The organism is uncultured Campylobacter sp. (assembly GCF_938030685.1).
GTDB lineage: Bacteria > Campylobacterota > Campylobacteria > Campylobacterales > Campylobacteraceae > Campylobacter_B.
The window spans coordinates 1-11268 of record NZ_CALHHX010000049.1; the positions used below are offsets into that span (position 1 = coordinate 1).

General features: G+C 45.2%; 9 protein-coding genes and 1 pseudogene. 3 read left to right on the top strand and 7 right to left on the bottom strand.

The genetic code is table 11. The features are described 5' to 3' along the window. Positions 1-722: glutamate racemase (locus Q0369_RS02235; protein WP_367178959.1), on the top strand; the 722-nt coding region annotated here is incomplete at its 5' end. Between the two features lie 956 nt (positions 723-1678). On the opposite strand, the gene Q0369_RS02240 is transcribed toward Q0369_RS02235, so the two are convergent. The 3 genes from Q0369_RS02240 to Q0369_RS02250 all read right to left on the bottom strand — a co-directional run bounded on the left by Q0369_RS02240 (position 1679) and on the right by Q0369_RS02250 (position 4806). After that, on the bottom strand, positions 1679-2077 hold the full coding sequence (locus tag Q0369_RS02240; protein ID WP_298095413.1) for an EexN family lipoprotein: 399 nt from the start codon (positions 2075-2077) through the stop codon (positions 1679-1681). Between the two features lie 271 nt (positions 2078-2348). After that, positions 2349-4043 (bottom strand): Na+/H+ antiporter NhaC family protein, encoded by a 1695-nt coding sequence (locus tag Q0369_RS02245; protein WP_298095416.1) that lies wholly within the window; start codon positions 4041-4043, stop codon positions 2349-2351. Between the two features lie 16 nt (positions 4044-4059). After that, on the bottom strand, positions 4060-4806 hold the full coding sequence (locus Q0369_RS02250) for an SDR family NAD(P)-dependent oxidoreductase (RefSeq protein WP_298095419.1): 747 nt from the start codon (positions 4804-4806) through the stop codon (positions 4060-4062). A 241-nt stretch (positions 4807-5047) separates the two neighbouring features. On the opposite strand from Q0369_RS02250, the gene Q0369_RS02255 reads away from it, so the two are divergent. Beyond that, a complete protein-coding gene (locus tag Q0369_RS02255; RefSeq protein WP_298095422.1) occupies positions 5048-5743 on the top strand; it encodes a hypothetical protein in 696 nt (231 codons plus the stop codon). 595 nt (positions 5744-6338) lie between these two features. Here the strand turns inward: Q0369_RS02255 and Q0369_RS02260 are convergent. From Q0369_RS02260 to Q0369_RS02275, 4 genes are all read right to left on the bottom strand, one after another. Beyond that, positions 6339-6881: a DJ-1 family glyoxalase III gene (locus Q0369_RS02260; protein WP_298095425.1), complete on the bottom strand. Its 543-nt coding sequence runs from the start codon at positions 6879-6881 to the stop codon at positions 6339-6341. Between the two features lie 10 nt (positions 6882-6891). Next, positions 6892-7473 (bottom strand): cytochrome c, encoded by a 582-nt coding sequence (locus tag Q0369_RS02265; protein ID WP_298095428.1) that lies wholly within the window; start codon positions 7471-7473, stop codon positions 6892-6894. Positions 7474-7548: 75 nt separating this feature from the next. Further along, complete coding sequence (locus Q0369_RS02270) at positions 7549-8802, bottom strand: major outer membrane protein (protein ID WP_298095431.1); 1254 nt, start codon at positions 8800-8802, stop codon at positions 7549-7551. 794 nt (positions 8803-9596) lie between these two features. Then, positions 9597-9983, bottom strand: a complete 387-nt coding sequence (locus Q0369_RS02275) for a hypothetical protein (RefSeq protein WP_297898070.1) — start codon at positions 9981-9983, stop codon at positions 9597-9599. 306 nt (positions 9984-10289) lie between these two features. Here Q0369_RS02275 and Q0369_RS02280 point away from each other — a divergent pair. Further along, a pseudogene (locus Q0369_RS02280) lies at positions 10290-10688 on the top strand (EamA family transporter); the annotation flags it as partial. Positions 10689-11268 lie beyond the last annotated feature (580 nt).

The window sequence follows — 11268 nt, forward strand, 5'->3', positions numbered from 1 at the left end:
CGGACAGCTTCGGCTCGCGCCCGACGCTGCTCATCGCCACGCCGCTAACGATCGCCGGCGAAAAGCTCGCGCGCCTCGTGGGGCGGCTGGAGTGCGAGACGTGGAGCTTGCCGCTGCCCCGCCTCGTGGAGTTTGCGCAGGATTTGGAGTTTGATTCGCCTGCGGTTCGGACGTATTTACAGGGGGAGCTAGCTAAATTTGAGCTTGAGCGCCTCGGTTCGCTCGTGCTTGGTTGCACGCATTTTAACTATTTCAAGGACGTTTTGCACGAAATTTTGCCGCCTCACGTGCGTATCATCGACGGTATCGACGGCACGCTAAACCGCCTTGCAAGCGAGCTGGGCGGAGGGCTGAAGCTCGCACATGGCGAGGATTTGCCCTCGCGGGCGACTAAATTTGACGCGGACGGCGGCGTAAAATTTAATACGAATTCATCGGCGCAAGTCAGCAAATTTGACGCTGAAGGACGAGACGCGGACGGCGGACAGAGCGTAAAAGGCAAGAGCAAGCAGGGCGCGGAAGGGCGCGGCGAGGGCGAGCAAGGCAAGGAAGGTGGCGACGAGCAGGGTGCAGAAAGATGCGACGAGAGCGGCGGCAAAATTTACTATCCAAACGGCAACAGCGTGCAGTATTTTTACTCGGGCAGGGCGCTAAATGCGGCGCAGCTGCGCAAGGTGGAACTGTTTTTAAAGCGGCTCGATGCGATGCGAGGGATCGGCTAGGCAGCGTGCCCGTGCGCCGCAGCGCGGATTGAAATTTTATCGCATCGCAGATCGCACCACGCAAATTAAAATTCTAGCGCATCGCAGATCGTGCTGTGAAAGTTAAAATTTTGATGCGCTATAAATCGCAGCGCAAACTCAAAATTTCGTCGTTTCGTAAATCGCGTCACATAGACTAAAATCTCAGCGCGCTAAAATTTAACTCGGCTTGATGATTTAGAAGCGGCTTCGCAACGGCGCGCGAGCAATGGCGCTTAGTCGTCGTCCAGCGCGCGAAAGTTAAAATTTTACGGGGCAAATGCTGCCTTCCGCTGTCCGGCACGTAAATTTAAAATTTAACGCACAACGCCGCCGTCTGCCTTGAAACCGCATAGCGCAAGCCAAGCGCCGCCGTTGCCACTAATTCTTTGAATTTCATAGCGCGAGCCGAGATCGCTGTTTGCAGGAGTAACCTCGCGCCGCACGAATTATCGCTGCGGATTTGAAATTTTAAATTTAGACTAGAGAGCGGATAAAGTGCGCGCGCGAGGTTAAATTTAATGCGCCGCGCAAACCGTCGCCGAGAAAATTTGACTAGCGGCATGTGAGATCGTGAAATTTAGGATGCCGCACTGCGAAATTTCACCGCCGCCGAGAGAAATTTAGGCAAGGTGCACGGCGTAAATTTTAAAATGATTAAATTTTAAGGCGCCGCGAAGCCCGCAAGTCTTTTCTGTGGTAGCCAAAAGCTTGTAGGCTTTAAAATTTGAAATTCCAAAATCTGTAAAGCAAGATTTCGCGCCGTATCGTTTCGAGGGCGAGATTTATATTGTAAAATTCGGCGCCGAAGAGGGTAAATTCACTCTGCGCCGAAGGCATAGAGTGAATTAAAATGAATTTAAGTGTGTGAGATAAGAGAAATTTTAATATTTAAATAATATTAAAATTAACATGTTTATCGCAAGCCTATGGTTTTTTTACTTCTGCCCTCCAGTAAAATATTTTTTACGCTCATTAAATCTATATTCTTCTAACCCCTTACTTGCATTTTCACAATTCTTGTGCATTTTGCTTCCTTCTTCTATCTTATCCCAATCACAATTCTTTTCTACCTCTTTAGCTTCCTCTATATGCTTTTCATAGTATTCTACCGTCATAACTTTTATATCATTGACCGATTCTTTTGCATTCACGCAATTTTTATATGAGTTGCTTCCGTCTTTTAAAGTATTGAAATCACACTTCGCTAAAACCTCTTTGGCTTCGTCCAGATGCGCGTCGTAATATTCCTTGGTCTTTACCTCGGTATCGTCACCGCAACCTACCAATAAAGCAGCTAACACCCCCCCCCAGAGGAACATTTTGGGATTTTTCATTTCATTCTCCTTGTTTGAAATTTATCGGTATTTTACTACCCGTTTACTTTAAAAATTTTAAATTGCGGGCGCACGCGCCGTTTTAACGCGGCTCATTAAAATTCTGCTTTTAAAATTTACTCGTTCTTTTTGAAATTTCGTTTTAAAATTTTATCCGCGCGACGAAATTTTGCGGAGTGAAATTCCACAGAATAGATTAGAATTCCGCCAGGCAGAATTCCGCATTGCTGCGGAATTCAAAATTTAAAAGCAAATTTAAAATTTGCGAGAGCTACTCCTCTATCTTTTTGCCTGCAAATCGCACCAGAGCCCACGTAACGGCAAGCCCCATCGGCAGCGCGATCCAGACGCTAAGTCCTAGCGCTACGGGCAGATATCCCGCCACCACGGCGACCGCGCCGACGGATAGAGCGTAAGGCATCTGCGTCTTTACGTGCTCGATATGATCGCAGCCCGCACCCATCGACGAAAGGATCGTGGTGTCCGAAATCGGCGAGCAATGATCGCCAAAAATCGCGCCGGTTAGCACGCCCGAGATGTTTACGATCATATAGGCGTGAAGCGCATCGCCCGAAAGCCCGTAGTGAAGTCCCACGGCGTTTGCCAAAGGTATGGCTAGCGGCATTAGAATTCCCATCGTGCCGTAGCTCGTGCCCGTCGAAAAGCTAATGAACGAGCCCAGCACGAAAATCGCTACCGGAAGCAAAAATTTCGGCGTGTTTTGGCTTAGCATATCGACTAGATAGCGCGACGTGCCGAGCTCTTTGATGACAGAGCTGAGCGACCAAGCAAGCAGCAGGATCACGATCGTGACGATCATCGTCTTCCACCCTTTAATCCACGTAGAGATCGCCTCTCTGACGTTAAAAATTTTGCGGTAAACGCTCATAAATATAGACACGACCGTGGCAAGAAGCGCCGCTTGAAAAAGCGCGACCGACGAGTTTGCGTTGCCGAACGTCGCCTGAAGCGTCGTAAAGCTTAGCGGAGCGGCTTTTGCGGCTGCTAGAGCGTCGCCTTGCAGCTTGCTTAGCCCGCTAAAATAAAAACTTGCAAACGCACCGCAGATTAGCACTATAAGCGGGATGACGGCATTTGAAGCTTGCGGCTTGATCCCCTCTTTGGGCTCTAGCGTTTTATCTTCGAGCTCGGCGATGTTAGAATTTTTAGAGTGGATTTCGCCGCTCGCCGCGCGCCTTTCGGCAGAGAGCATCGGCCCGAAATCCCTGCGCATGAACGCCACGTAAACTACGAAAGCAAGCATAAAAAGATTGTAGAAGCGATACGGCATGGTTTGCACGAAGATCGAGAAGGCGTTTACGTTTTGCACGCCGATCTGATCATATCCTGCTCTTATCAGAGAGACTTCGAGCCCTACCCAGGTAGAAATTAGCGCGATACCCGCAATCGGTGCGGCGGTGGCGTCGATGATAAAGGCGAGCTTTTCGCGGCTGACTCTAAATTTATCGGTGATCGGCCTCATGACGGGGCCTACGATCAGTGCGTTTGCGTAGTCGTCGAAAAATACGAAAAGACCCATAACCCACGTTGAAATTTGCGCCGAAATGCCCGTTTTAGCGCGCTTGCTAATCCAAAGAGCCACGGCTTTCGTGCCGCCCGTCCTGCTAATCAGCGCGACTACGCCGCCAATACAAAGCACCTGTAAAAGCACGCCCGCGTTGCCTCTGCTAGCTACCGAGCCTACCACGCGCGAGACCAGATCCGTAAAGGCTCCTACGAGCGCGGAGATCGGATTGTTGCCGACGACTGCAAGCATATAGGTGCCGCTAAAAACGCCGATGAAAAGCGATAAAATCACCTCTTTGGTGATAAAGGCAAGTGCGATCGCCACGACGGGCGGCACTAGCGTCCAGATGCCGAAAAGCTCGGCATTATGCTGCCTGGTCGCATCATCCACCGCAAACGCGGCAACCGATAAAAACATTAGTAATAGAATTTTTTTCATTTTCTCGCCTTAGAATTTAATGCTTTTCGATAAAAAGCCCAGCCCAGCTCTGCTGCGTCGCCATCGCCTCTACGACGTTGATATTTACGCGGTGCGGCATCGCTAGGCAGCTTAGCACGATCTGCGCAATATCCTCTGGCAGGATCGCATCGACCCCCTCATACACGGCCGCGGCACGCGTTACATCGCCTTTAAAGCGCACCTCGCTAAACTCGCTCTTGCAGATTCCAGGAGCGATCTCCGTCACGCGAATGCCGGTGCCGCGCAGGTCGTTGCGAATATTGCGGCTAAACTGCTTGATAAACGCCTTACTCGCGCCGTAAACGTGGCTACCCGGATAGGGCCACGCGCCCGCAGTCGAGCCGAGATTGAAGATATAGCCGCTTTTGCGCGCGATCATCAGCGGCAGTACCGCCTTGGTCGAATACAGCACGCCTTTGATATTCGTATCGACCATCGTCTCCAAATCCTCTACGGGCGTCTGCGCGATCCCCTCAAGCCCGAGCGCGAGCCCTGCATTATTTACGAGCACCTCGACGTCTTTAAAATTTTCAGGTAGCGCGCTTACAGCATCAAATACCGCAGCTTTATCGCGAATGTCCGCGGCGATAATGTGCGTATTGCCTAGCTCGCCGGCTAGCTTCTGTAGCCGATCTTTGCGACGCCCAAGCGCAATAATCTTATAGCCCTGCGCGCTAAGCGCCCTGGCGATCGCCTCTCCAAAGCCGCTCGTAGCGCCCGTGATGAATGCCGTGTTTTTCATATGATCCCCTTTGCGTAAAATTTTAAATTTAGCGCAATGATAACGCAAAACGGATTTAGAATTTATGAAATTTGCTCTTGCGGCGCTGGAGCGGATGAAATAATACGAAGGCATTGGCAGGTTCTCTTGCGCATGAGCTCGCGATCGGCAGTGGATTCGGCAAGCGCACGGGCTAAATAAAATTTTGCGCCGTTCGTTTGTCGCGGTTTGCTATAATCACTTAAATTTAGGAAAAAGGCAAATGAACAAATTTATACGATTTATCCTAGTTAGTATCTGTGTTTGCGCCATTTATGCGGGTCTGAAATATGCTTTTATGCTCTTTATCACGTGGCTCATGTTTAGTGGGATATATTTTGACGGGCCGGGTGCACTGCTCGGCATACTGCTCACGTTTTTAAGCTCGTCGGTTATATTTGATTATTATTGTATTGCGCTGGGCTCTCATCTGCTCTTTTTATCGCTACTTAAAGGGCGCGACGTGAAAACGCGGTGGATTTTACCTTTATTTTTTCTTATAACGCTCGCGTTTTGTAGTTTTTGCGTCTTAATCGGGCACGAAGATTATCAGCGCATAAACGCGCTTTTTGCACTCTTGCTTATCTCTCCTTTTACGCTCATCGCATACGCCATCGTTACGACCGTAATCCTTGCCAAAAATAAAATTTCGGATTATTATCCGGTCTTAATCGCGATAATTTTTGTGCCTATTCATGCCGCCAGCATAGGGATATGGGGATTAGAACGGATATATTTTGGAGTGTTTCTAAACGCGACGATACTGGGGGTTTTTTATTTCACGGCGAAAATCGGGCGCGTAAATTTGATCGCACACAGACCTACACCCGACAAAACGCAAAATTCTAAAGACCGCGTTGCCAAAACGATACAAAGCAGCGCGACATTATTAAACAACGATATTTTGAAGAAGCGCTAAATTTTATCCTTTTTTAAGAATTCTACATAACGTTTTTGTCGCGCGCTACAAGCTTATATTCTTCCCGATAAATCTGAGCTTTACCGACAAAACCTTCAAAAACTGCGCCGTTTTGCCTCTTGACACATTGACGTCGCTATTTGATCAAATTTAGATCCAGCGCGATCTCGTCGTTTTTAATCACGCCGATACCCTTATTTAGCGCATTTGAACAATCTGCTTAGCTTCAGCTAGCGAGTACATCGCGAAGATGCCGCACTAAAATTTATTCAGCTCAGCGATGCCCTCTTGAGGATACGCCTAAAATATTTTATGCTTACGCTCCGCGCCGCTAAGACGGTAAGGTTTGGTTTAAATAGTAACTACTCCAATAAAATTCCATCTGTCACGCACAAGGTCTTTTGCGTTTTTCGATTTAGAATTTGGGTTGTGAGAATTCCATTCGTCGTTTACGGATACTCAGAATAAATATTGTGGTTATTTTATACGTGCAGAGTAAGATAAAATTTGTAGTTCTAAAGCGTGGCAAAATCAGCACGCCCCGTTTTACAAGCGATAAAATAAGGCGCGCTGGAATCGGCCTTCACTTGAAATTTTATTTAAAAAGCAAATCGGATTTTAGCTTGGAATAAACCTGCTCGTCTTTTAGCTCGCGGACGATTTGTAGTGCGAATTCCATTGCAGTAGCGGGACCTTTCGAAGTCATTATATTTTGATCTTTTACGACATTCGCCGCATTTGTATAGCCTGGGTGAGCGATCTGATTTTCAAAGCCCGGATAGCAAGTATAAGAGCTTTTTAGCACACCCGCGGTAGCTAGGGCCCACGGAGCGGCACATATTGCGCCGATTTTTGCGTTATTTGCATCAAAGTCGCGTAGGATCTTACCGAGCTTCACGCTTTTGGCTAAATTCTCCGCGCCAGGTAAACCTCCCGGCAAAACGATCATAGAAAATTCAGACACCTTAATATCATCCAAAATTTTATCCGCCACAAGCTCGATGCCGTGCGTGCCGCGAACGCATTTTTTCTCTAATCCCACGGCTAGAGCATCAATCTCCGCGCGTCTTAAAATATCAATGAGGCTTATCGCCTCAAGCTCCTCGAATCCGTTAGCTAAAACTATTGCCACTTTCATCGCATATCCCTTATTTTAGATACGAACCCTGCTCACTAGGGGCAGTGGAAATTTCGGTATTCGCACTTCTGCTAGATGGGCTATCGTAGAGGAATGAATCGTCGCCCTTTAGATAAGCGATAATGTAGCCTAGCTCCGTAGCGCTTGTTTTGGCAGCGATAGGTTGCATAATATACTTCATCTTTTTGCCATATTGCCCGTCGGAGGTGTAGCTTGAGATCGCGATTGCAATCTCCTTCGCGCTTAGATCTTTTAGCTTACGAGAGCTGCCATAGGCCCGCTTTTGTCCTTCTGAGCCGTGGCAAGAAGCACAGTTGGCATCGTAGATTACCTTACCTTTTTCCTTGATATAGTTGATATTGCGATTTATTTTTGTGCCACCGCCGATAATGTTACCTTTGGCATTGGGAGTGTTTTTGTAGATATTTACGGTTACATTTTCATCTTTAGAATGCTTTTCGATCAGGGATTTTAGCTCTTTGGCAAACTCACCTTTGGCTTCGAATACATACGTATCATCGCCTGCTTTATCCGCAGCGTTTAAATTAAAGGCAAAAAAACATGCTAAAAAAGAAATTTTAAAAATTTTCATAGAAAACCTTGATTTAGAATTTAAAAAGGGCGAAGCAAAAGCTTCGCCCTAATTTTACCCGTATAAGGTAAATAATTAGAAGCTGTATTTGGCCTCAAATCTGATGCGATCTTTTTTCTCATTATCATCACTCTCAGTGATATCTTTAATCTTATAATGAGAATACCAAGTTTTAAAGCTTAACTTTTCGTTGTATTTATAAGAAATTCTACCAACTACTTCGTATGCATCTTGGTCCATATACTTACCATCTAAATAATCAGCACCGATTCTGATACCAGTATCAGGAATGGTATAGCCTGCTACTACATACCAGTAGTGATTTTTGCCAGCGAAACTTCTATAATCTAGCAATTCTTCACCCGGGCTAATGAAAGAACCTTGGTCTTCAAAGGACACAAAGGAATAACTATCTTTATTGTCAGGCTCGAATTTCAAATAACCTGCAGCTAAATCAACACCAAAGAAACCAGTATTTGCTTCAACTGCCCAAAAATCAGCGTCACTAGTTTCTGTATATGTATTGATACCAGTTCGTGGATTTGTATAAACATAAGTTGCTTTATCTAAATCAGAAAATGCATACTGACCTTTCAAGCCAATATTAAAATCATCGGAAATATCAAAGTTTAAAGCCAGTTCTGCAGCAAAAAGATCTGCTACATCCTCTAGAGAATTATACCATAGCTGAAAAGATACTGGATCGTATGAGCCCATAAATCCTATACCATATAAGTTATGATCGGTAGTTAATTTACCATCTATCCTACCCCAATCAAGACTTGAAATATCGCCATCATTTTCTAAAGAATCCATCCAAAAGCCGGTAATTGTTAAGCCTTCGATATCGGTACTAGTAATTTTAACGCCGTCTCCATACATATCATCGGTAAAGAATGAGCCTATGCCCTGACGACCGACTGCGATTGTAGTGCCACCAATAGTGTATCCTAGGTAGGCTTTAGCAATATCGAAATCGGAATCTCTATCATTTGCATTCTTATCGCTATGATATTGGCTATTTGAAGAAGAAAATGTTTCGCCATTATCTTCATCCATAAATCTAACACCGACTACACCGAAGAAGTTATCATCAACTTTAGCCTTGAAATCTACTTCAGATTTGAACTGCCACTTGCTAGAATTTTCACCTTTTATATAGTTGCCTTGATCATTCTCGTAAGATTTTTTATCGTGAGTATATCGCATACGAGCGTATCCGTTTAGATCCACGTCCTTGATAGCTTCCTCTAACGGAACAGCACTTGCACTCATAGCAAGAGCACCTGCAGCAACTGCTGCTGCTAAACTAAGTTTAACTAGTTTCATTTTGAACTCCTTTAAAAGTTTGTAAGCGCAATAGTAGCACAAAATGACAAATTATATGCTTAAAATAGGCTGAAAAATACTAAAATTTTACCAAATTGTTACCGAGCATTTACCGAAAATCCGAATTTAACAGGCATAAAAAAAGCGAGACCCACACAGGTCTCGCTCATTATTGAAAGGAGTTCTAATTTCGATGTGGGAATTATATCAGGCTGCGGTAAACAGACGGCAACGCCTCTTTCATGCGGGAGAAATTTCATAAAAATTTTACGACGTGAAATTTTTTATGAATGAAATTTCAAGACACGAAATTTGCAAAGCGTGAGTTTTAGAAATCTACACGATATCTTATCGGCTAAGAATACGACACTTAGAACGAGCAGTACGCGAAAAATCGCGAGAAAGAAAATTTATAAGAATTTCGCAATCAAAATTCTAGCGCCAGCCGTATTTCTATAATATAGAATTTTGTGGACAAAATGGCACTATGTAGCAAGGAATTTAAGCGCGAAAGCAAGTGGATATGAAATGCGAGCCGAGCCATATAAGTAAGATGTGCAGCGCAGAATTTCGTGAAATATAAAATTCCACACCTTATAAAATATAAAATTTATGCAGGCAATCGCATAAAGAATCAGCGGACTTTAAAGCGCAAGCAAATCGCGCCAGTCCGCCATGATTAAGAACAGAAACTATTGCCTTCATAAGAGTAGAGAGCAAACACAAAAACGTTTCACAAAGTAAAAGCAGGCTCGCTTACCTTAAAGGGCGCAGCGACTAAAAATCGCGTAGGATTAAAAGCTGATATTTTCGCTCTCAGGTACAGCAATAGCGTCGTTTTTATGCATTTGTTTGGTCTCGATTTTACCGATATCATAAGCGCGCGGAGCAACGGAACCCGCTTTGCGCGAGATGATTCGCATATCGGTGATAGCGCCTGAAGCGGTACTTATATAGGCAGTATCTCCTGCAGCCGCATAGTATCTGCTTGCGCGAGCGGTGTAAAGCTCGCCGCTGGATAGGTCTTTAAACGTATAGACGTAAGCTGTGGAGCTTTGACGAGTGTAGTTTACAATCTCGGATTTTAGCGAGCGTAGGTTGCCTGCAGGCGTCGGAGCGGTGCTTACGGCGCAGCCTGCGATGCCAAGAGCCAAAAGTGCTGAAAATATGAAATTTTTCATTCAGTATCCTTATTTGTAAAATTTGAACTTTTAGAGTAGTAGGTTTGGGCTTAAAGTTTGCTTTTTTGAGAGGCATCGGAGTGGAATTTAAACGACGATGGATGCGCTTGCGTCGCTGGCATTTGTTTTTGAGGAGCGTCGAAGTGGAATTTAAACAGATCTCTCTTAGCGTTAGGCGAAGCGAGAGCGCGCTTTTAGCGATTTTTCTATATATGCGGGGCAGAATTTAGCAGCAATCGTAAGCAAGACTTGGTAGTCGCGTCTAAATCAAACACGGCAGAACTTTAGCTTCTTTTACCTGGCTAGCTTGCATCAGCACTCTTTGCAGCGCTGACTGCGATATTTGCAAAAATAGGGCTTGAAGGGATCAACTCCCATTTCGCAACTTTTATTCGCACGATCATCATCACCTTTTGCCTCGCCGTGTTCCTACGCTACGCTAAAGTCTGGCAGCCGTTATCTAGTCTGAGCCCTCGCAACTGGGTATTTTTGATACTAAGTGGACTGGCTACGGGCGCATCATGGCTAGCGTATTTCAAAGCCCTACAAATCGGCAAAGCCTATCAAGTAGCACCGATCGATAAACTAAGCGTAGTGCTCGTTGTAATCATCGCCGTGATATTTTTAGGAGAGCGCCCGAGTCTTCGCGAATGGCTTGCGCTAGCGCTCATCGGCGTAGGCGTGATAATACTAGCATTTAAATAGGGTAAAATTTGCTTTAAACCTATCTCTTGTGGTCTTTTTAAGCGCCACGCTCGCGTTACGCCATACGCTTTGCGTAAGATAAACCCACTGCCGCTTCTGCAAAATTGCCGCCCTAAACCACTATGATTTCTTATGGCTTGACTTTAGCATACACGATTTCAGGCATTGCCTGAAACGCGCCGATAATCGATTTGCCGATACCTTGCTATAGTTAGGCGGTCTTTAGGGTAATTTTAGTTCTGTTTAAAAGTAGTGAGATTAAAATTTATGAAAAATCAAGAATTTACACCTTAAAATTCCAAAAAATATCGGCTCACCGTACCATAAAATAAAATCACATCCGCAAGTTTAAATCGAACTGTAAACTTCTAATCTACAGTATAGCCGAGCAAGCTAATTACGCAAGATTCGAATTGAAATCTTGCACACTTCCATAGCTCCGCCTAAATTTATGCGCTTGCTACGTAGATCATGCATTTGTCGCAAGCGCTAGGCTTGTAGAATAATAAGCTAAGGTCGGGAGAAATTACTCTCCCTTACCCTTCTTGCCTCTCTTACCTTTAGCCTTAGATGATCCCTC

Excerpts from the sequence above, each read along its gene's own strand:
- Q0369_RS02260 (WP_298095425.1), bottom strand. The coding sequence starts at position 6,881 with ATGAAAGTGGCAATAGTTTTAGCTAACGGATTCGAGGAGCTTGAGGCG.
- Q0369_RS02255 (WP_298095422.1), top strand. The coding sequence starts at position 5,048 with ATGAACAAATTTATACGATTTATCCTAGTTAGTATCTGTGTTTGCGCC.
- Q0369_RS02245 (WP_298095416.1), bottom strand. The coding sequence starts at position 4,043 with ATGAAAAAAATTCTATTACTAATGTTTTTATCGGTTGCCGCGTTTGCG.
- Q0369_RS02265 (WP_298095428.1), bottom strand. The coding sequence starts at position 7,473 with ATGAAAATTTTTAAAATTTCTTTTTTAGCATGTTTTTTTGCCTTTAAT.
- Q0369_RS02275 (WP_297898070.1), bottom strand. The coding sequence starts at position 9,983 with ATGAAAAATTTCATATTTTCAGCACTTTTGGCTCTTGGCATCGCAGGC.
- Q0369_RS02250 (WP_298095419.1), bottom strand. The coding sequence starts at position 4,806 with ATGAAAAACACGGCATTCATCACGGGCGCTACGAGCGGCTTTGGAGAG.
- Q0369_RS02240 (WP_298095413.1), bottom strand. The coding sequence starts at position 2,077 with ATGAAAAATCCCAAAATGTTCCTCTGGGGGGGGGTGTTAGCTGCTTTA.
- Q0369_RS02270 (WP_298095431.1), bottom strand. The coding sequence starts at position 8,802 with ATGAAACTAGTTAAACTTAGTTTAGCAGCAGCAGTTGCTGCAGGTGCT.